Raw genomic sequence first — 22204 nt, forward strand, 5'->3', positions numbered from 1 at the left:
TTAGTTTTCTAAAATTAATTTTTTTAAAACAGCCATTCTAATCGCAACACCATTTTTTACTTGTTTTAAAATTAAAGTTTTTTGATCCCTCATAACTTCATCGCTGATATCAATATTTCTATTAACAGGGCCAGGATGAAGTAAAATAAGTTTCTTATTTTTTATAAGTTTGGAATTAATACAAAAATCATTAGCATAATCTTTTAGTGATGCATAAACTATCTTTTCATGTCTTTCAACTTGAGTTCTTAAACTCATTATAATATCGGCCTCTTCAATTAATCCTTCATTTAAATGATAAGATTTAGGCAAGGATGAATTGGGCATAAAATGAGGTGGAGCAACTAAAGTAATTTTTATACCAAAACGACTTAGAAGTTCAATATTAGAAGAAGCAACGCGAGAATTTTTTATATCTCCAACTATTAGAATTTTTTTATTTTCAATGTCTCCTTGAAAATGTTCATAAATGGTAAATAAATCAAGCAAGGCTTGTGTAGGATGTGCATGCTTTCCATCTCCACCATTGATAACTGGGCAATGAACACATGAAGATAAGATATGGGGTGCTCCAGAATTCGCATGTCTTATAATGATAGCATGAGGATGCATTGCATCTAAATTTGCAGCAGTATCATAAAGCGTTTCACCTTTGCTCGAGCTTGATCTTGAAACGTCTAAGCGTAAAACTCTTGCTCCTAGTCTTCGAGCTGCGCTCTCAAAAGATGAAAGAGTTCGAGTTGAGTTTTCAAAAAAAATAGTCGTAATGCTTTTTTCTTTAAGAAAATCTCTAGGTTTTTCATCTAAAAACTCTTTAGCTTCCTTAAAAAGCTTTATAATCTCATTATTGCTAAAATCTCTTGTTGTAATAAGATGTTTCATGATTGCCTCGCCAAAAATCAAAACAAAAATTTTTAAAGCTAATAAAATATTTTTGAATTTTATCGAAATTTTTCTTAATATTTATAAATTTTTATTATATTGATTAATGCAGTGTAAATTTATTTTTAGTTATAATAATTAGGTTTTTATTTTAAAACTAAAAGGATTTTTTATGTATCTATTCACTTCAGAAGTCGTAAGCGCTGGTCATCCTGATAAATGCGCTGATATAATCGCTGATACAATAGTGGATATACTCTTGAAAAATGACAAAAATTCAAGGGTGGCGAGTGAGGTTTTTGTCGCAGGAAATAAGATTGTGATTGGAGGAGAAGTAAAATCAAATCACAAACTCAGTAAATCTGATTACGATAATTTAGTTAGAGATGTTTTAAGAAATATTGGTTATGATGGAGCAGGGCATTTTAGCAAAGAACAATGCTTGCATCCTGATGAAATTGATGTTATGGTATTTTTAAATGAACAAAGTCCTGATATCAATCAAGGTGTTGATCAAGAAGATGGAGAAACGGGAGCTGGAGATCAAGGTATAATGTTTGGTTTTGCAAGTTGTGAAGCTGATGAATATATGCCTGCGGCTATTTCTTATGCAAGAATGCTTTGTGATAAGGTTTATGCTTATGCAAAAGCTCATCCGCATGAACTTGGAGTAGATATTAAAACTCAAGTGACCATTGATTATGGTACAAAAGAGAATTTTGAAAATTGTATGCCGCAAAGCATTCATACTATAGTTGTTTCAGCTCCTTGCGTGGAAAGCATGAAGATTGAAGATTTAAGATCTTTAGTAATGAAACTTATTTTAGATACGAATTTACCAAAAGAACTTTTTAATCCAGAAAAAACTAGAATTCTAATCAATCCTACTGGAAAATATGTTAATCACTCTTCATTACATGATAGTGGTTTAACTGGAAGAAAGCTTATTGTGGATAGTTTTGGCGGATATTCTCCAATCGGTGGAGGTGCGCAATCAAGCAAAGATTATACTAAGGTTGATCGTAGCGGACTTTATGCAGGGAGGTGGCTTGCTAAAAATATTGTAGCAGCTAAACTTGCAAAAAAGTGTATTGTTCAATTAAGTTATGCCATAGGTGTTGCAAGACCAACTTCTGTAAGCGTGGATTGCATGGGAACCAATACTAGTGTGAGCGATGAGGTTTTGAGTGATTTTGTAATGGAAAATTTCTCTTTAACACCTAATTGGATACGTGATAAATTTGGACTTGATAAGCCGAGTAAAGAAACTTTTTTATATGCTGATGTTGCAGCTAGAGGACAAGTTGGTCAGAAAGATTATCCTTGGGAAAAGCTAGATGCATTAGAGCAATTTAAAAGCCTAAAAAAATAAAAGTCCTTAAAAAGGACTTTTGCTTATCTATTTTTAAACCAAATTCTTATACAATATTTCCCTTATAAATAAATTTATTATTTTAGGAACCACCATGCATAATCCCAACTCAGCCGTAGAAAGAATCAAAAATCATTTAGCTTATAAATTAGGTCAAGCTATGATTGAATATAATAAAAATGGGGGGGGGTATTTAACCTTATTTAAAAAGCTTTATAATATTAAAAAACAACACAAAAAAGAAAAACAAATCTATCAAGAAACCATCAAAGTCTTTCCTACTCTTAAATATCCTGAATTAAAACAATGTCCTGACTATAATGAAGCTTTAAAATGTTATTTTCATTTATCTTATATGTTGGGTGAAGTTCTAAACAAAACTTTTAAAACTTGGTATAAAGGAAGTATATTTACATTAGCTAAAAATATAAAAAAAGCCAATAAAGAATTTCAGATATTTAAAAAAGCATTTGATCAATTTAAAATATATAATGTAGAAATTCCTAAAGATCTTTTAAATAATAAATCTTTATTTTTAGAAAAAAATTTACAAATAAAAAACCTATTAAATATTCATAAAGATTATCAACCTATTATAGATAATATCTTTCATAACTTTGATTATGTTGCAAAGAATTTTAACCTTATAGAAGAATGGTTATTATCTAATGATTTTAATGAAAAATATAAAAAAGAAAATCATCCTTATCCATCTTTACTTGATCCTAAAAAACTTAATGATGAAAAAGAAGAAATAAACTATAAAACTATACCTGCTGAACTTGCATGGGAAATGAATTTACCTTTACCAGATAATTATGAGTTTGTTTATCCTTTATTTGGATTATCAGGAGGTGGAGCTTTGTCATCTTTTTTCCAAAAATGTAATTTAAATATGTGTTACGATTTTCATAGGAGTTTTTTTAAAAGCTATTGTTTAAATTATAATCTTTTTAAAAAAAATCATCAAATTAATATTTTATATTATACAGAATGGGGCTTAAATGTACCAAATAGGGAAAAATTTTTATCTTTATTTTTTAAAAAAGTTCCAATTCTTTTATTAGTAAGAGATCCTATATCGCGTTTGAAAACTGCTGTTAATCACCATACAAATAATCCAGAAAAAGATATTCGTTTAATTAATTTAACTTTAAATTTTAACAAAATTTTAAATTGTAAGAAATATGGCACTAATATAGCTGGACAATATTCTAATGCTCCAATGATTGAATATTTAAAATTTTGGTTTTTTTCAGACCGATGGTTTTTGTATAATTCTTTTTTATCTTCGGTTGGAAATTTTGAAGCTTATTATCTTGACATGGAAGAAATAAAACCAGCAAGAGCATTTGATACCATGTGTGATTTAGCGGATAAGTTTAATTTTGAAAAACCCACTGATAAACTTTTTTTTAAGGGAATTATGAATGGGAATTTTCTAGGAATATTACCATTTACTTTGTATGTACATCCTAAGGATATAAATAATATTTATTCTTTAACAAATTCTTATGAAAATTTGTTTTCATTAAAAAATGATGGTGGCATTTACCTTCAAATTACATCTTCAAATTTAATTGAATTTTATAAACAATCCAAAGAATATATTAATTTTACTAAAGAATTTTTTGATCATCCTCTAAAATATGAAAATTTAGGAATATTTTTAAAACAACAAGAATTTGAACGTCTAAAAAAAGATAATAGTTTATTTGACGCTACTAAAAAATATTTAAATAATTTCGTAAAAGCTTTAGAAGAGAGAATAGAATTAGAAAGGGCTAAATTATTTAAAGAAAAAGATGTTTTGAATTATTTTAAAGAGAATAAAGAGTTAAGGCTAAAATTGAAAAATATATTAGACAAAGAATTAGTCCATATTAAAAAGTATCGTCCCGATATAGTAGCTTCTTGGAAATACTATCAAGAATTTGAAAAAATGTGTGAAGAGTTGGATAGTTAAGATTTGTATATTTTTTTGAATAATTCCATCCAACTCTTACTTAACATTTTTTTAGGAGTTATTGTTGCATTTTCTTTGCCATTAACGGCATGATAAACACTTACTCCATATTTACTTGCATAAAATTTAATCAATAATTGTTGAAGTTTGTATTCGCTTGAGTAATTAAACCAAGCATTATTGCTTATAGCGATAATAATTTGAGAATTTTGATAGTTTTTTTCTTTAGTGACTTCATAACAAATTGCATTGGTAATAATTTTATGATCAAGCTTATACTTGCTTTGAATAGGACCTTTGGAAAATTCTTGAATATTCGGTAAAAAGTATTTTTGAACCAGATTTTTAAATATTGGAATTTCTTCTCCAAAAGGAACTAAATAGTGTTTATTAAGTATATAAACATTTCCTTCTTTAAAAATATAGGTGCTATTGTAAATACGATCATCTTCTTTGTTAAAAGCTCCAGTTATGATCGTAATTTGATAAGATAAATTTTTGAGTAAATTTTCATAAGAAGTGTTTTTTAAATCAAAAGGAAAAGCTGTTTCAGGTAAAATAACTAATTTTTTATTTTCCTTAATCGCTTTAATGATTTCTTTTAAAAGAAAATCCACATTAGATTCTATATTTTTTGATAAGAATTTTTGATCTTGAGATATATTTGTATTGATTAGCTTGTAAGATATGTCTAGTTTTTGAGCCTGTTTTTCATCGTATTGTAGTCCTATAAAAAATAAAATCAAAACTATGGCTATTTTATAATATCTTGAAATATAACCTTCATAGATAAAATAAGCAATTAAAAAAATACAAATAATACCTCTATAATTTGTATCAAAAAAACCATAAACGGTAAATATTCCCCAATTTAGCCAATCAAACCCAAAAGGATGGATAAAGCTAAGGCAAAAAATTCCACAAAGCTTTAAAAAATCAAATTTAAACCAATAACAAATTCTAAAAAGTAAGCCATAAAATAATCCTACAAAAAAGATAATAATTGGCACCAAATAGCTAAGATTAAAATAAATAGATGAAAGTCCTATCCACCAAAACCAAAGTATTCCTGTAAAAAAACCAATCCAAAAGTATTCTTTGGCTTTTTTATGTTTTAAAAGTAATATTAAGCCCCAAATTGCCAAAAATGGACTAATAGTTTGAGTAAAAATATTTTCAAAAAAGGATAAATAAATTGGATTTGAAAGTAAAATTGCAACAAAAAAGACTTTTATTATTTTAAAAATGGTAGAATTAGTATTTAATTTTTTTGGAATAAAGGAAAAATATGGAAGAAAAATCAATTTTAACTTCATTGTTACCTCTTGTTGTTTTATTTGCTATTTTTTATTTTTTGGTAATAAGACCGCAACAAAAACAAGCAAAAACACATAAAGATATGCTTAATTCTTTGCAAAAAGGCGATAAAATTATTACCACTGGTGGACTTATTTGTGAAGTTGTAAAACCAGAAGAGGATTTTATCAAAGTTAAGCTTAATGAAGACAATGTTACTGCGAAAATTTCGCGAGAATTTGTAGCAAAGAAAATTGATGCGTAATTCTAAATTAAGTTATAGGCTAATTATTTTTATAGTGGTTTTTATTTTTGGAGTGATTTTTTCACTTCCTTCTTTCTTGCAATCTCAAAAAGGTGCTAAAATCAATCTAGGTCTTGATTTACAAGGCGGACTTTATATGCTTTTAGGGGTGGATAATGAAGAAGCAGTAAAATCTAAAATCAAATCTATTGCCTCTTCTTTAAATTATTCTTTTAATAAAGAGAATATTTTAAATGATGGATTAAGTACTCATGGAGATAAATTAGATTTTACCTTGCTTGATAATGCGGATATATCTAAAGTGGATGAATTGCTCAAAGAAATCAAGGGCTTAAAAATTCAAAATGAAAATATGCATTATCAAATTTCTTTCACTCCTGAAGAAGTTAAAAATATTGAAAATTTTGCACTTTTACAAGCTGTTGAAACTATTAGAAATCGTTTGGATCAATTTGGACTTGCTGAGCCTACAGTTGCTAGACAAGGTGAAGATAAGATTTTAGTTGAGCTTGCTGGAATTAAAACCAAGGAAGATGAGCTAAGAGCTAAAGAGCGTATTACTAAAGCAGCACATTTGCAACTTATGGAAGTGGATGATTCTAAAATGAGAGAAGCTGCAACTATGAGTGATGCAGAAGCAGCTAGTTATGGACTTATTTTAGTGCCAGATTCTAGAAATCCAAATTTAAAATATCCATTAAAAAGTATTCCTATTTTGGATGGATCAATGCTAACAGATGCTAGAGTTGGTTTTAGTGATAAAAGTAATTATCCAGTGATTAATTTTACTTTAAATTCTGAAGGTGCTAAAAAATTTGCTGATTATACAGGAGCTAACATTGGTAAACGCTTAGCTATTGTACTTGATAATAAAGTTTATTCTGCTCCATCTATTAATGAAAGAATAGGTGGTGGAAGTGGACAAATTAGCGGTGCTTTTACTCAAGAGGAGGCACGTGATGTAGCCGTAGCTTTAAGAAGTGGAGCTTTATTAGCACCCGTTAAACTTTTGGAGCAAAGAAGTATAGGTCCTTCTTTGGGTGCAGATAGTATAAAAATGAGCATGATAGCTTTGATAGGTGCTTCTATTTTTATTGTAGTTTTTATGATGATTTATTATCGTATAGCTGGACTTTTTGCTAATATTGCCATGATAGTAAATATTTTAGTTGTTGTTGCTATTATGGCAATGTTTGGAGCCACTTTAACCTTACCAGGTATGGCCGGACTTGTTCTAACTGTAGGTATGGCTGTAGATGCCAATGTTATTATCAATGAGCGTATTCGAGAGCTTTTAAGAGATGGAGTAAAAATAAAAACAAGTATAGAGCAAGGTTATAAAAATGCTATGAGTGCGATTGTGGATTCAAATATTACTTCTTTAGTCACCTCGGTTGTGCTTTATATTTATGGAACAGGATCGGTTAAAGGTTTTGCTGTAACTTTAGGTATAGGTATAGTTGTTTCTATGATTACTGCTATTTTAGGAACTCATGGAATGTTTGATTTGTTTATGCATCGTATTGAAAAAAGCAATGATACAAAATTTTGGTTTGGATACAGGAGAAGATAAATGCAGTTTTTTAGCGAGAAAAAAATTTATGATTTTATGAGAATGCGATTTGCTGCAATTTCTCTTTCTTTTATTCTATTTTTTGGATCAATTTACTTGCTTTGGGATAGAGGATTGCAATATGGTATTGACTTTAGCGGAGGAACTTTAATCCAGCTTAAATATGATAATGAAGTTGCTCCTATACCTCAGATTCGTGAGCTTTTGGAAAAAAAGGGTGGTTTTCAAAGTTTATCTGTAACAGAATTTGGAAATAAAGATGAAGTAACAATACGTTTTTTAGGAAGTAATGATAATTTAAGTAATGATATTGGTGCTTATGTTAGTGAAATTTTAAAAGATACTGGAAAATTTGAGGTGCGTAGAGCTGATGTCGTAGGTCCAAAGGTTGGAGATGAGCTTAGAAATAAAGGAATTACAGCTGTTATTATCTCTTTAATTGCTATCTTGATTTATTTAGCGGTTCGCTTTGAATGGCGATTTGCTATGGCTGCAATTATTAGTGAAATACACGATGTTATTATCACTTTGGGTGCAATTTCTCTTTTTAAAATCGATGTTAATTTGGATACTTTGGCTGCAGTTTTAACGGTTCTTGGATATTCTTTAAATGATACAATTATTATTTTTGATAGAATAAGAGAGGGAATTAAAACAAGTAAAAGAACAGAGCTTTCGCCTATCATTAATGAAAGCGTATCGGCAACTTTATCAAGGACTATATTAACATCAGGCCTTACCTTAGCTACGGTAGTTATTTTATATTTTTTTGGTGGAGAAATGATACAAGGATTTTCCTTGGCTCTTATAGTAGGCATTATAGCAGGAACTTTAAGTTCTATTTTCGTAGCAAGTCCAACCTTACTTTGGTTTAAATTTAATGTGCTTGATTTTAGAAATAGAGAGCTTGAAAAACTCAAAAGAAAACAAGAAAAAGAACGTAATCGTTCAATGTATGAAAAAGGAATAGTTTAAGGAGAGAATAATTGATGGCTTATGAAGCAAGGAGTATAGAAAAAAAATGGCAAGAAATTTGGGATAAAAATAATTATTTTGAACCAAAAGATGATTTTTCTTTGCCTAAAAAATATATTTTATCAATGTTTCCTTATCCAAGTGGACGTATTCACATGGGACATGTAAGAAATTATAGTATAGGTGATGCTATATCAAGATATTATCGAAAAATAGGCTATAATGTTTTACACCCTATTGGTTTTGATAGTTTTGGTATGCCTGCTGAAAATGCTGCAATTAAGCATAAGGTACATCCAAAATCTTGGACTTATGAAAATATAGATTATATGAAAAATGAACTTTTTTCTTTAGGTTTTTCTTTTTCAAAAAAAAGAATTTTAGCAACCTCCGATCCACTTTATACAAAATTTGAACAAGAATTTTTTATCAAAATGTATGAAAAAGGTTTGATTTATACTAAAGAAGCTAATGTTAATTGGTGTGAGCAAGATCAAACAGTTTTAGCAAATGAACAAGTTGAAGATGGAAAGTGTTGGCGCTGTGGACATGAAGTTGTTCAAAAAAAGATGCCAGGGTATTATGTTAAAATTACGGCTTATGCAGATGAGCTTTTAAGAGAACTTAAAAATTTAAAAGATAAGTGGCCTAATCAAGTATTAACAATGCAAGAAAATTGGATAGGTAGAAGCGAAGGTCTTAAATTTAAGCTTATTTTAGATGAAAAAAGCCAAGAAAAAAGCCAAGCAAGTCATATTGATGTTTTTACTACGCGTGCTGATACAATATATGGAGTAAGCTATATTGCTTTATCAGTTGATCATAAAATAGTCCAAAATCTTATTAGTCATTCTCATTTAGAATCTACTGTAGTTGAGAAAATCAAACACATTCAAAATCAAACTCCAAGAGAAAGACAAAGTGCACAAAAAGAAGGTTACTTTTTAGATATCTATGTATTGCATCCTTTAACAAAAGAAAAAATTCCTGTATGGGCTGCTAATTTTGTTTTATCTGATTATGGTAGTGGTGCGGTTATGGCTGTTCCTGCACACGATGAAAGAGATTTTGAATTTGCAAGCAAATATAAACTTGAGATTAAAAAAGTAATCGAATGTGAATCTAAACTTCCATATACTCAAAAATCAGGGAAACTTATAGAGAGTGGACAATTTAATGGAGTTGAATGCAATATTGCAAGGGATGAAATTATTAATTTATTTGAAAAAGAAAATATAGGTAAAAGAACAATTAATTTTAAAATTCGAGATTGGGGGGTTTCTCGTCAAAGATATTGGGGAGCTCCTATCCCTATGATTAAGTGTGAAAAATGTGGTATAGTTCCACAAAAAATAGAAAATCTTCCTATTGTTTTGCCAGAAGATATAGAGATTACAGGAGAAGGAAATCCTTTAGAAAAGCATCCAACATGGAAAGAATGTACATGTCCAAAATGTGGCCTTAAAGCTTGCAAAGAAACAGATACTCTGGATACTTTTTTTGAAAGTTCGTGGTATTTTGCACGTTTTGCAAGTGATGAAAAAACTTGGCAGGAAAAAGCTTTAGATGAATTAAGTATGAAATATTGGATGAATGTTGATCAATATATTGGTGGTATTGAGCATGCTATTTTGCATTTGCTTTATGCAAGATTTTTTCAAAAAGCTTTAAGAGATTTGGGATATTTAAATAATGGTGAACCTTTTGATAGACTTTTAACTCAAGGTATGGTTTTAAAAGATGGAGCTAAGATGTCAAAGTCTAAAGGAAATGTTGTAGATCCTGATGAGATTATTAAAAAATATGGAGCTGATACCGCAAGATTATTTATTTTATTTGCTGCACCACCTGCTAAAGAGTTAGAGTGGAATGATGATGCACTTGAGGGTGCTTATAGATTTATTTGTAAACTTTATGATAAGGCGCAAAATGTTAAAAAAGGAAAATTATCAGAACTTAAACAAGAAAATTTAACCAAAGAAGAAAAATATGCAAGATTAAAAGTTTATGAAGCATTAAAAAAATCCGAAGAGGTATACACTCAAACTTTTGCATTTAATACCTTAATCGCATCTTGCATGGAAGCTTTAAATGCGCTTTCAGTTTGTAAGAATCAAGCTTTAGAGCAAGAAGCTTTTTATATTATTTTAAATATTTTAGAGCCTATTATTCCTCATATATGTTTTGAATTAAGTGAGCAGCTTTTTAAATGTGAAAATTTTAAAATCTTAAAACTTAAGGAAGAAGTTTTTATAAAAGATACATTAAATTTAGCAGTAAGTGTTAATGGAAAAAAACGTGCAGAAATAGAAATTTCAAGCTCTACTAATAAAGATGAAATTTTGAAAATAGCTAAAGAGAGTGTTTTTAAATGGATACAAGATAAAAATATCATTAAAGAAATTTATATTGAAGGAAAATTGGTTAATTTGGTGATTAAATGAAGAAAATTTTTATTAGTTTTATAGTGTTATTTTTTTCAGCTTGTGGTTATATTCCGACTTCAAAAATAGCCGATAATATATTTGATGAGAAAGTTTATGTTAATGTAGAATTAAATCTTCAAGATCCTAAAAATAGTATTTTTGTGGCAGATACTCTTAAAGAAATGGTTATTTCTAAGCTTGGACGAAAGCTTGCTTTAAAGCACGAAGCTGATGATATTATTAATGTTAAAATGAATAATCTTGATTTTATTCCTTTAATTTATGATAAAAATGGTTATGTTGTAAGTTATAAAGCTAGGTTAAATTTGGAATTTTATGTAATTTTTAAAGATGGCTCTAACGAGCATTTTAATACAAGCGGTAGTTATAATTTTGATATTTCGCCAAATAGTATTATAAGTGATTCTGCTCGTTATGATGCTATTCGTTCAGCTTCAAGTGAAGCTTTTGATGAATTTATTTCAGCTATAGCTATTAAAGGGCATAAGCGTGTTACCCAACATTAATGAAATTGCAAAAAAAACTTTAATTGCTTTAAAAGAAAGGAAATTACGTCCAACCCCTGAAAATTATACCGAGGTATTTGAAGAAATTGCACAAAAAGATAAATTGACAACATTAAATAAAGTAAAATTAGAAAAATATAAAGCTTTGCTTTTAACAAATTATCAACAAGAACTTGATTCAAAATCCGTTCGTACTATTGAAGAATTAATAACTTTTTTAATTTCTGCACTTAATAGACAAAGTGGAAAGCAATTTAGTGAATTTTTTGATTTATTATCTACTTTATGCAAGGCTTTACAAGTAAGTAAAGATAAGAAAATTAGAGATTTAGCAAAAATTACCTCTATAAGAATTTCTAAAACTATGGATAGTGAAAGTATTTATTTGCTTTCTAAAAAATGGAAAGAATTAGAAAAAAATTATGAAGAAAATGATTTTGATAGTGAGATAAAAAAGTATGGTGTTAATAAATTTGATGATTTTGATACGGTAATTAAAAAACTTTTAAATAAACTTAGCGAAAGAAATTTAGAATATTTTTGTGAGCTTTTAATATCTTGTTTAAATCCTTCTTTAGTCGAAGATCTTAAAATTCAAGGATTTTCTCAAAATTTATCTAAAAAGACTTTTTTAATTAACGAAAACAATTTCAAAAATGAACTTTTAGAAATTGTTAGTCATCGAGTGATGGTTGATAATATGTATGTGCAAAAAAATTTAAATTTTTTCAACGAAAATTTAAAAAAAATTTATGAGCTTTTTAGTTTATTAAATAAAACTAATCAGCAAAATATGGATTTTGTTAATGCTCTAAATCCAGATGAAAAGGGTGAGATTAAAATTAGTTTTGAGTTTTTAAAGAAAAAGCTTGAGCAACTTAGTGAAAAAATCAATTCTTTAAATACTCAAATTGAATTTACTCAAAGTCTTGAGGAAAGAGAATCTTGGACTGTTGTTAAAGAGCTTGAGAAATTAGATGAAAATTTTCAAAAATATAAAGTAAATTATGCATTAGCTTTATTTTCTATACAAAATTATCGTTTTATTATGGAAAAATATGGAGTTGGTAGTTTAAATGAAATTTTTGTTCGTTTTAAAAAGATTTTGAAAGATAGCTGTAACGAATTTGACGAACTTTGGATGATTGATGAAAAAAGTTATTTAATTATTTCTCCGGGAAAAAGCAAAGAAGAGGTTTCTAAGCTTGTAAATGATAATTTAAAGACAATTGAGAATTTTCGTTTTATCTATAAGCAAGATGTTATTATGCCAAAAATCAATACAGCTTATTTGGACAAGCAAAGCAATCCAAATATAAATATTTTAGAAGAATTAATAAGTCAGATTTCTAATTTAAATCAAAAAAATGATACAGAATAAAGTGAGTGATTTTTTAGCAAAGAAAAATCTTTGCTATGATAGGATTGATCGTTTTTTAATGTTTAGAATGTATGAAAAATATAAAAATCAGCTTCTAGCAAAACCGATAATTCAAATCATTGGAACTAATGGTAAAGGAAGTACAGGACGTTTTTTAGCCCAACTTTTAGAGAATATAGGATATAATGTTGGGCATTATACTAGCCCCCATATATTTGATTTTAAAGAACGCTTTTATAAAAATAAAGGCATTGTTTGTAAAGAAGAGTTAGAGCAAACTCATGAAAAATTAGAAAAAATTTTTAAAGAAGAATTAAATAAACTAAGTTATTTTGAATATGCTACTTTTCTCGCGGCCGTGCTTTTTAGAAAGTGTGATTATGTAATATTTGAGGCTGGTTTAGGTGGAGAGTATGATGCAACTTCGGTTTTTGAAAAAAAAATGAGTATTTTTACAAAAATAGGCTTTGATCATGTGCAAATTTTAGGTGATTCTTTAGAGAAAATTGCAAGAACTAAATTAAAAGTTATGTCAGAAAAAACTTTAATTTCATCAGAGCAAGAAGAAATTGTCTTAGAAATAGCAAAAAAAATTGCCAATTTAAAAAAAGTTGAACTTATTTTTTCTTCTAAATTTGAGGGGAAATATAAATCATTAATTCAAAACTATATTCAAAAATATAATTTACCTCTATATTTAAAACATAATTTAATTTTAGCTTTAAATGCTTTTGAAATTTTAGCTTCTAAAGAAAAGATAGAACCGGCTTTAGCTAAATTAGAAAAATTAAGTCTTAAAGGACGGCTTGAGCAATTAGAACCAAATTTATATATAGATGTTGGGCATAATGTAATGGCAGCAACTGCTTTACGCGATCAATTTATGGGTGAAAAATTAATTTTAGTTTATAATTCTTATCAGGATAAAGATGTTTTTAAAATTTTAAAAACATTAAAGCCTATTATTGATACAATTAAAATTTATAAATATATTAGCATAGAAAGAAAGTTAATGAGTGATGAAATTTATAATATAGCTAATATTTTAGGAATCAAATGTGAAGAATTTAGTTTTTTAGAAAAACAGAAAAAAACTTTAGTATTTGGTTCTTTTGCTTTGGTAGAAAATTTTTTAAAGGAATGGAGTGATAAAAAATAAATTTACAATCACAATTACAGATGTTAATGGTTCTAAACATTTTTATTTAAATCAAATTATTAAGAAAATTTTTATCTATATTATTGCTTTTGTACTTTTATTTTTAATTTTTAGTGGTTTTTATATTAAATATCTTGATAGTAAAGTTACAGATGTTAGTAAAAAAAGAGAAGAACTTTTGAAAAAAAGTAAAGAGTTAGAGTATTCTAATATCCAAATGCAGAAAAAAAATTGAAGAAAAAGCAAAGCAATATGCTGCAATTGAAGATAAAATTGCTTCCTTTGAGGAAGCTTTAGGTTTGGAAGCTGAAAATAATCTTACAATTACAGATAGACTAGAAAATCTCAAATTAACCAATGAGCAACAGATTGAGATTTTAAGACAAATTCCTAATGGATGGCCTATAGAAAATAAAGGTATTACTGGAAATTTTGGTTGGAGAGAGCATCCGCTTTTAAAAAGAAAAGAATTTCATCCAGGTATTGATTTAAGAGCGGAAGTTGGAACTCCTGTGTATGCTACTGCAAATGGAGTTGTAGAATTTGCAGGATATAGCGATAATGGATATGGCTATAATGTTATTTTACTTCACAATTTTGGTTTTAAAACTGTTTTTGCTCATATGACGCGCAGGGATGTTGTTAAAGCAGGACAATTTGTTACCAAAGGACAATTAATAGGATATAGTGGCAATACTGGGCTTTCAACTGGACCACATTTGCATTATGAGGTGAGATTTATTAATAAAACTCTAGAACCATTGTATTTTTTAAATTTAAAAAGAAAAAATATGAATAATTTTTTTAATCAAGAAAGGAGAGTTCCATGGCAATCTTTAGTAAAAGCAGTCACAGCACAGCATCTACCTCAAACTCAGAAACAACAGTAATTTCTTCGGGTGCTAGAATAGAAGGTAAATTTTACTTTGCCTCAATGCTTCATGTGGATGGAGAGCTTAGTGGAGTAATACATTCTGAAAGTATTGTGGTTATTGGTAAAAACGGTAATTTAAAAGGAGAGTTAAAGGCTGACAAAATTGTCGTAAACGGTTATTTTGAGGGTGAATTGGAGGCAAATAGCTTAGAAATTTTAACTGGTGGAATGGTTAATGGGGATATTAATATTAAAGAATTAGCTATAGAAAATGGCGGTCGTTTTAATGGGGTAAGCAAGATCAAGCAAGAAGATCCAGTCAAATTAATAGAAAACTCACCAGAAGAATAAATGCAAGCTAATTTTTTTGAATACTTGCAAGAAAATAAAGTACCGTCGCAGCTTGTACTTTGTGAAAATGATAAAGAAGCTTTTTTGTTAGCTCAAGTTTCTCTTTATCAGGGTTTTAAAACTTTTGTTTTGCCAGATTTTAGAGCTGAATTTGGAGATGATTTAAGGGCGTTTTCTAAAGAACTTTTTGAAATTTGTAAAGTTTTAAATGCTTATCATAAAGAAAATGATGATAAGATTTTAATCTCTCCATTGTCTACTGTATTAAAAAAACTTCCTTCTAAAAATCATTTAAAAAATTATGTTGTATCTAAAAAAGATACATTTAAGATAAGCCAATTTCGTGATGAGCTTGTAAAATTAGGTTATGAATTTGTTGATATGGTACAAGATAAAGGCGAGGTAAGCGTTAGAGGTGAAGTTATTGATATATTTTGTATCAATGAAGATATCCCTATTAGAATTTTATTGTTTAATGAGGAGATAGAAAGTATTAGAAAATTTGATCTTGTAACGCAAAAATCTATTCCAAAAGAATATGAGAGTTTTGAAATTTGTCCATTTTTAAATCATTTTTCAAATTTAGATTATGAAAATTTTCAAATTAATTTAAATAATTTTGAAAGCAATGCTTTGATTAATGATATTAATTCTTCAGGTTTTTGGTGTATAGATGATTTTTATGATTATTTAGAATATGATTTTATAAGTATTAAAAAATTTGATGAACAAGAATGGCAAAGAGATTTAAGCAAGATTAATGCCAAAATTGTACCCCAAGCAAAGCAATATAAAGACTTAAAAAGTTTTTATAATAAAGATTTTTTTTATTTTCATCAAAATAAAAAAATTACAATATTAGCAAAAAATGAAGCCCTATTTAAAGCTTTAGAATTGGATGAATTTTCAAATATTTATTTTAAAAAAAGCGAATTGATTTTAAATTTAATCACTCATAAAGAATTGATTATTTCACTTAATAAAAAAGAAAAGCAAAAATATAAACGTAAAGCAAATTTAATTATAGATGAGCTAAAACAAGGCGATTTTATAGTTCATGAAGATTACGGTATAGGCAAATTTTTAGGTCTTGAGATGATAAGTGTAGCTGGAGCCAGAAAAGAATTTGTTTCTATTGAGTATCAAAATAATGATAAACTTCTTTTGCCAGTTGAAAATTTATATCTTATAGATAAATATTTAGCTACAAGTGGTTCTATCCCGCTTTTAGATCGTTTGGGAAAAACTACTTTTATTAAATTAAAAGAAAAATTAAAAGTTAAGCTTTTAGTTATTGCTTCTGAAATTGTTGCCATGGCAGCTAAAAGATCTTTAATTAAGCCTAAAAATATTCAAGTTGATTATGCTCAACAAGCATATTTTGTTTCGAAGGCTGGATTTTCTTATACTGAAGATCAAGTTAAGGTATGTGAGGAGATTTTACAAGATTTTCAAAGCGGTAAAGTTATGGATAGACTTTTAAGCGGAGATGTAGGCTTTGGAAAAACTGAAGTTGCTATGAATGCTATTTATCCAGTAGTTAAGAGCGGATTTAGTGTTTTTTTCTTTGCGCCAACAACGCTTTTATCGCATCAGCACTTTAAGACTTTAAAAAAACGTTTTGAAAATTTTGAAATTCCTATTTTTAAACTTGATCGTTTTACAAATTCTAAAGATAAAAAAGCACTTTTAGAATTTTTAGATCAAGAAAAACCTTGTGTTGTTGTTGGTACTCATGCGCTTTTAAATTTACAATGTCAAAATTTGGCTCTTGTGGTTATTGATGAGGAACATAAATTTGGAGTAAAGCAAAAAGAAAAATTAAAAGAATTGACTCAAAATTCACATCTTTTATCAATGTCAGCCACTCCTATTCCAAGAAGTTTAAATCAAGCATTAAGCTCTATAAAATCCTATAGTGTGTTGCAAACTCCACCAGGGGATAGAATGGATGTGAGAACTTTTGTTAAAGAAAGTGACGATGCTCTCTTAAAAGAAATTATTTCTAGAGAGCTAAGGCGTGGAGGACAAATTTTTTATATCCACAATCACATAGCGAGTATTGAACAGTGTAAAAAACATCTACTTGAACTTTTTAAAAATTTAAAAATTTTAGTTTTGCATTCTAAAATTGATGCTAAGGTGCAAGAAGAAGAAATGCTTAAATTTGAAAATAAAGAATATGATTTACTTTTGAGCACTTCTATAGTTGAAAATGGTATTGACTTAGCTAATGCCAATACTATGATTGTAGAAAAAAGCGATCGTTTTGGAATGGCTGATTTGCATCAATTGCGTGGAAGAGTGGGAAGAAGTAATAAACAAGGATATTGTTATTTTTTAGTTGAAAATAAAGAAAATATTACAGAAGATGCTTTAAAACGTTTGATTTCTCTAGAAAGTAATTCTTTTTTAGGAGCGGGCTCTGTTTTAGCTTATCATGATCTTGAAATTAGAGGAGGGGGAAATTTATTAGGAATTGACCAAAGTGGACATATGGAACAAATAGGTCTTAGTCTTTATTTAAAAATGCTAGAGGAAGAGCTTAACTCTTTAACAAAAAAGGAAATTTTTGAAGAGAAAAAAATTGACTTAAAGTTAAATATCAATGCCTTTTTAAATTCAGAATTAATTTCTGAAGATCGTCTTAGACTTGAAATTTATCGTCGTTTAAGTAAATGTGAAAAAATCAATGAAATTTATGAAATTGAGGGCGAAATTGAAGATCGCTTTGGAAAACTTGATATTTATACTAAACAATTTTTATCTTTAATGATAATTAAAATTTTAGCCTTAGGTAAATTTAAAGTAATTAGTAATTTTGAACAAAATATCCAATTTGTCAATTTTAATGATGAAAAAGAATTCATTAAAGCAAGAAGCAAAGATGATGATGATATTATAGATGCTATTTTAACATATTTAAGAAAAATAGATGAAAGTCAAAATATCTTAAAGGATGTTAAATGAATGGAGTCGAAATTTTTAAAAGATTGCTGAGCTTAGATTTAAATTTTAAAGAATTTGATTGGTTTGAAGATCAAGGATTAAGTGATATTGAGCTTTTGATTTCTGTTGTTTTAACACAAAATACAAACTGGAATAATGTTTTAAAAGCTTTAAATAATCTTAGAAATTCTCAAATCACTTCTTTAGAAAAAATTAGCCAAATTGAAAATAACGATCTTGCATTGCTTATAAAACCAAGTGGATTTTATAATACTAAGGCAAAGCGTTTAAAAGATTTGATTGAAGCGATTTTAAAAAAATATAATAATTTGGATAATTTTAAAGAAAATGTTTCAAGAGAATGGCTTTTAAAAATTAAAGGTTTAGGTTTTGAAAGTGTTGATAGTATTTTAAATTATCTTTGTAAAAGAGAAATTTTAGTTGTAGATAGTTATACCCATAGACTTGCTTTATTTTTAGGATATGAATTTGAAGACCATGAAGAATTGAGAGAATTTTTTCAAAGTGGTATAGAAAATGAACAGGAAAATTTGTGCAAAGTTTTAAATAAGACCTATGAGCTTTATGAGCTTTATCAGATTTTCCATGCTTTAATTGTTGCTTTTGGAAAACTAGCTTTTAAGGGTAAAAAATTAAGTCTTGAAGGTGAAAAATTAATTAAAAATTTGAAGGAGGGATGGTGAGAGCAAAAGGGAGTAACTTGATTCCTGTTTTAACAATAGCAGGAAGCGATTGTAGTGGTGGAGCTGGAATTCAAGCAGATTTAAAAACTTTTAGTGCTCATGAACTTTTTGGTATGAGTGTGATTTTAAGTGTTGTAGCTGAAAATACAGCAAGAGTTATTTCAGTACATGACATACCAACTTCAAGTGTAGATGAACAAATGCTAGCTGTTTTTGAAGATATAGTGCCAAAAGCAACCAAAATAGGTATGATAGGAAGTTGCGAGCTTATGAGTTGTGTTGCAAAAAATTTAGAACTTTATAAACCTCAAAATTTAGTTATTGATCCTGTGATGTTTGCTAAAAATGGTTATGCTTTAATGCCTGAAGAAAATTGTGATTTTTTTAAAAAAACCATTGTTGCTTTTGCAGATTTGCTTACTCCAAATGTACCAGAGGCAGAATTTCTTTGTGGTTTTAAAATTAAAAATGAAGAAGAAATGATAAAAGCAGCAAAATATTTATGCACTTTAGGTGCTAAGGCCGTTTTGCTTAAAGGCGGACATAGCGAGAATAATGCAAATGATATACTCTTTGATGGTAAAGAAATTCATATTTTAAAGGGTGAGCGCATAGAAACTAAAAATACACATGGAACAGGTTGCACCCTTTCTTCGGCCATTGCAAGTAATTTAGCTAAAGGTTATGATTTATTACAAGCAGTGAGCAAGGCTAAAGAATATGTTAAAAATGCAATTTATTATTCTTTAAATTTGGGCAAAGGTTGTGGTCCAACCAATCATTTTTATAGGTTTTTAAGTGAAAAATAATCTGGATTTAAAATTATATCTTGTCGCAAATAGAGGAAAAAGAAGTAATGAAACATTTTTAAATATACTTGAAGATGCTATTAAAGGTGGTGTTGATATAATTCAATTGCGCGAAAAAGAGCTTAATTCTCGTGAATTTTATGAGTTAGGAAAAAAAGTTCAAAAGCTTTGCAGAATTTATAAAATACCTTTTTTAATTAATGATAGAATTGATATAGCTTTAGCTTTAAATGCTGATGGTGTACACTTAGGACAAGAGGATTTGGATATTAAAATTGCAAGAGATCTTTTAGGGGAAGAAAAAATAATAGGTTTAAGTTTAAAAACTTTAAAACAGCTTGATTTTATAAAAAGTGCTGATTATTTAGGTTGTGGTGCGATTAAGGCAACGCCAACGAAAGAAAGCTCTCTTATAAGTTTAGAAATTTTAAAACAAATTTGTAAAAAAAGTTCTATACCTGTAGTAGCTATAGGCGGTATTGAGCAAGAAATGATATCTGAGCTAAAAGGTATTGATTTAGCTGGAATCGCTGTTGTTAGAGCTATTATGGATGCTAATGATCCTTATTTAAGTGCAAAGAAACTTAAGGAAGCTTTTTGTGCTAATTTATCTTTTAAATAAAACTCCTTTTGAAGGAGTAAAAAATCTTATTTTAAACGAGATTATTTTTTTTGATATTAAACTTAATTTGGATCATTATGATGCTTTAATTTGTACTTCAAAAAATGCTTTAATAGCCTTAGAAAAAAATAAAATTCCTTTAAATTTAGATATGCAAATTTATACTATAGGTGATAGTACGGCCTGTTTTGCTAAACAATTAGGATTTAAAAATATTAAAATTGCGAAAAAGTCTTATGCTAATGAATTTTTTAAAGAATTTAAAGAAGAATTAAAAAATAAAAAATGTCTTTATTTAAGAGCTAAAAATATAGCTTCAAGTTTAAATTTGGATTTGAAAAATAGTGGTATTAATTTGGATGAAATGATCGTCTATGAAAATATTTTTAAATCAAGCAATGAAATTTTAATACATCCATCGGTATTTATTTTTACTTCTGCTTTGAGCGTAGAGAATTTTTTAAAAAATTATAGTTTGCATGAAGATGATATTATCATAAGTATTGGAAACAGCACAGCAAAAAAACTTTTAAATTTCAAAAATCTTTTTGTGTGCAAAAAACAGAGTATTGAAGAATGTGTTGTCTTGGCTAAAAAATTAGCTTTTAAAACACCTTTTTAAAAGAAAATAAGCTAGGAAAATACTTAAAAATTCAGATACAACGCAACTTATAAATATACCATAAAAATTAAATAAGAAAGTAAAAATCAATAAACAAATTATAGGCATAAAAAAACTTTGTATAATAGAAAAAAATAAGGATTCTTTAACTTTATTTGCAGCTGTAAGATAAGTCGCAGTTAAAGAATTTAACCAAGCAAAAAGATAATTAAAGCTATAAAGTATTAAAGCTAAATGTGCAAGTTGTAAAAATTGTTTTTCATGGTTGAATATTTGCATTAATTCTTTAGAAAATAATATATTGACAATAAATATAACACAACTGAAAATGCAGCCATAAAAAGCCATTGTTTTTAATAAAATTTTATTTTTATTTATATTTTTGCTACCTATATTAAAACTTAATAAAGGCATAACACCATCGTACATAGCATTAACTAAGGCCATGATAATGCTATCAAGATATAAAATTGCTGAAAATATAGCTACTGCAATTTCTCCTCCATTAAGCAATAAAACATAATTAGTAATAATTCCAATCAAGCTTAAAGATGCATTCATAAGGCTTTCAGAGCTTCCATTTAGTAAAATATTTTTTAAAAGTTTAAAATTCATTTTTGGTTTAACAAAATAAAGTTGCAATTTTTTATCTAAAAAAGGCAAAATTCCTATGAAGCTTCCTATGCTAAGACTAATACTTGTAGCCATTGCTGCACCTATAATTTCAAGATCAAAATAAACAATGAATAAGTAATCTAAAATAATATTAACAATAACTGAGCCTATACCCATATACATAGAATATTTATTTTTTCCACAAGCTCTTAAGTAATTATCCATTGCAAAAGATAGACATAATAGTGGGACAAAAATCATAAAAATTTTTATATATTGACTTGACAATTTTACCAATTCTAAATCGTTACTAAATAAAGAAAGTATAAAAGTGGATGAAAAATAGCCTAATACTCCTATAATTAGATAAGTTAAAAGTATAAATATAATACAAAAAGAGAAAATTTCTCTAGCTAAATTTTGTTTTTTTGCTCCTATTTTTAAAGAAATTTGAACAGATGAGCCTATCGCTATTAAATCGCTAAGGGTAAAAAGTATAAAAATAAAAGGCATTGATAAACCCATTGCAGCCAAAGATTTTGTACCTAAAAATTGACCAACAAACGCACCATTTATAATAATATAGAGTGAAAAAAATCCTGAGTTTATCATATTTGGCAAAGCATAGTTAAAAAATAATTTTGTAATTTTTGACTTAAACATAAATATCCTTAAAAATTTAAATTAGTTGTGTTAGATAATTTTGAGAGATGATATGTTTTAATCAAATAAGAGCAATTTGCATAAAAGGTATATGCCAAGAAGAAAAATAGTAAAAAAGTTTAAAAGACATTTTTGCCCTTGATTTTATTTATAATTTTATCAAAATAAAAATA

Annotated in this window: 18 protein-coding genes and 1 pseudogene; 16 read left to right on the forward strand and 3 right to left on the reverse strand. The window is 27.8% G+C overall.

From position 1 onward, the window contains the following. Complete coding sequence (locus tag ACD570_RS04000; RefSeq protein ID WP_337207362.1) at positions 1 to 882, reverse strand: aspartate carbamoyltransferase catalytic subunit; 882 nt, start codon at positions 880 to 882, stop codon at positions 1 to 3. A 172-nt stretch (positions 883 to 1054) separates the two neighbouring features. On the opposite strand from ACD570_RS04000, the gene metK reads away from it, so the two are divergent. Both metK and ACD570_RS04010 read left to right on the forward strand, forming a co-directional pair. Continuing rightward, complete coding sequence (gene metK / locus ACD570_RS04005; RefSeq protein WP_337196352.1) at positions 1055 to 2254, forward strand: methionine adenosyltransferase; 1200 nt, start codon at positions 1055 to 1057, stop codon at positions 2252 to 2254. Positions 2255 to 2348: 94 nt separating this feature from the next. After that, a complete protein-coding gene (locus ACD570_RS04010; protein WP_417904142.1) occupies positions 2349 to 4220 on the forward strand; it encodes a DUF2972 domain-containing protein in 1872 nt (623 codons plus the stop codon). On the opposite strand, the gene ACD570_RS04015 is transcribed toward ACD570_RS04010, so the two are convergent. Continuing rightward, the gene (locus ACD570_RS04015; RefSeq protein WP_417904143.1) at positions 4217 to 5536 is read right to left on the reverse strand and encodes an apolipoprotein N-acyltransferase; all 1320 of its coding nucleotides are present in this window, start codon (positions 5534 to 5536) and stop codon (positions 4217 to 4219) included. The genes ACD570_RS04010 and ACD570_RS04015 overlap by 4 nt on opposite strands. Between ACD570_RS04015 and yajC the strand changes: the two genes are divergently transcribed. The 14 genes and pseudogenes from yajC (at position 5509) to ACD570_RS04085 (ending at position 20753) form a co-directional block, all read left to right on the forward strand. Beyond that, positions 5509 to 5781 carry a preprotein translocase subunit YajC gene (gene yajC, locus ACD570_RS04020; RefSeq protein WP_137623435.1) on the forward strand — a complete coding sequence of 91 codons (273 nt, stop codon included), beginning with the start codon at positions 5509 to 5511 and terminating at the stop codon, positions 5779 to 5781. The genes ACD570_RS04015 and yajC overlap by 28 nt on opposite strands. Beyond that, a complete protein-coding gene (secD, locus tag ACD570_RS04025) occupies positions 5774 to 7354 on the forward strand; it encodes a protein translocase subunit SecD (RefSeq protein ID WP_417904144.1) in 1581 nt (526 codons plus the stop codon). The genes yajC and secD overlap by 8 nt, the downstream gene beginning before the upstream one ends. Next, on the forward strand, positions 7355 to 8329 hold the full coding sequence (gene secF, locus ACD570_RS04030) for a protein translocase subunit SecF (RefSeq protein ID WP_337198714.1): 975 nt from the start codon (positions 7355 to 7357) through the stop codon (positions 8327 to 8329). It begins immediately after the preceding gene. A 14-nt stretch (positions 8330 to 8343) separates the two neighbouring features. Further along, complete coding sequence (gene leuS, locus ACD570_RS04035; RefSeq protein WP_417904438.1) at positions 8344 to 10773, forward strand: leucine--tRNA ligase; 2430 nt, start codon at positions 8344 to 8346, stop codon at positions 10771 to 10773. Then, the gene (lptE, locus tag ACD570_RS04040; protein ID WP_200280422.1) at positions 10770 to 11282 is read left to right on the forward strand and encodes an LPS assembly lipoprotein LptE; all 513 of its coding nucleotides are present in this window, start codon (positions 10770 to 10772) and stop codon (positions 11280 to 11282) included. Before leuS ends, lptE begins: the two co-directional genes overlap by 4 nt. Continuing rightward, on the forward strand, positions 11266 to 12663 hold the full coding sequence (locus tag ACD570_RS04045; RefSeq protein WP_239819817.1) for a hypothetical protein: 1398 nt from the start codon (positions 11266 to 11268) through the stop codon (positions 12661 to 12663). Before lptE ends, ACD570_RS04045 begins: the two co-directional genes overlap by 17 nt. Next, entirely contained in the window at positions 12650 to 13822 is a 1173-nt protein-coding gene (locus ACD570_RS04050; protein WP_415858864.1) for a Mur ligase family protein, read from the forward strand. Before ACD570_RS04045 ends, ACD570_RS04050 begins: the two co-directional genes overlap by 14 nt. After that, positions 13809 to 14712 (forward strand): annotated as a pseudogene (locus ACD570_RS04055) (peptidoglycan DD-metalloendopeptidase family protein). Before ACD570_RS04050 ends, ACD570_RS04055 begins: the two are co-directional and overlap by 14 nt. After that, positions 14649 to 15047, forward strand: coding sequence for a bactofilin family protein (locus tag ACD570_RS04060; RefSeq protein ID WP_200280430.1), 399 nt, complete (start codon positions 14649 to 14651; stop codon positions 15045 to 15047). The pseudogene ACD570_RS04055 and the gene ACD570_RS04060 overlap by 64 nt, the downstream one beginning before the upstream one ends. Next, positions 15048 to 18017, forward strand: a complete 2970-nt coding sequence (locus ACD570_RS04065) for a DEAD/DEAH box helicase (RefSeq protein WP_417904145.1) — start codon at positions 15048 to 15050, stop codon at positions 18015 to 18017. Continuing rightward, positions 18014 to 18700 (forward strand): 3-methyladenine DNA glycosylase, encoded by a 687-nt coding sequence (locus tag ACD570_RS04070; RefSeq protein ID WP_337198716.1) that lies wholly within the window; start codon positions 18014 to 18016, stop codon positions 18698 to 18700. Before ACD570_RS04065 ends, ACD570_RS04070 begins: the two co-directional genes overlap by 4 nt. After that, a complete protein-coding gene (gene thiD / locus ACD570_RS04075) occupies positions 18697 to 19509 on the forward strand; it encodes a bifunctional hydroxymethylpyrimidine kinase/phosphomethylpyrimidine kinase (RefSeq protein WP_337207400.1) in 813 nt (270 codons plus the stop codon). The genes ACD570_RS04070 and thiD overlap by 4 nt, the downstream gene beginning before the upstream one ends. Then, positions 19499 to 20131: a thiamine phosphate synthase gene (gene thiE, locus ACD570_RS04080; RefSeq protein WP_337207354.1), complete on the forward strand. Its 633-nt coding sequence runs from the start codon at positions 19499 to 19501 to the stop codon at positions 20129 to 20131. Before thiD ends, thiE begins: the two co-directional genes overlap by 11 nt. Then, a complete protein-coding gene (locus tag ACD570_RS04085) occupies positions 20109 to 20753 on the forward strand; it encodes a uroporphyrinogen-III synthase (RefSeq protein ID WP_337204780.1) in 645 nt (214 codons plus the stop codon). The genes thiE and ACD570_RS04085 overlap by 23 nt, the downstream gene beginning before the upstream one ends. Here ACD570_RS04085 and ACD570_RS04090 read toward each other — a convergent pair. Next, positions 20730 to 22031 carry an MATE family efflux transporter gene (locus tag ACD570_RS04090; RefSeq protein WP_337204779.1) on the reverse strand — a complete coding sequence of 434 codons (1302 nt, stop codon included), beginning with the start codon at positions 22029 to 22031 and terminating at the stop codon, positions 20730 to 20732. The genes ACD570_RS04085 and ACD570_RS04090 overlap by 24 nt on opposite strands. Between the last annotated feature and the right edge of the window lie 173 nt (positions 22032 to 22204).

This window comes from Campylobacter sp. LH-2024, assembly GCF_048270605.1.
Taxonomy (GTDB): Bacteria; Campylobacterota; Campylobacteria; order Campylobacterales; family Campylobacteraceae; genus Campylobacter_D; species Campylobacter_D molothri.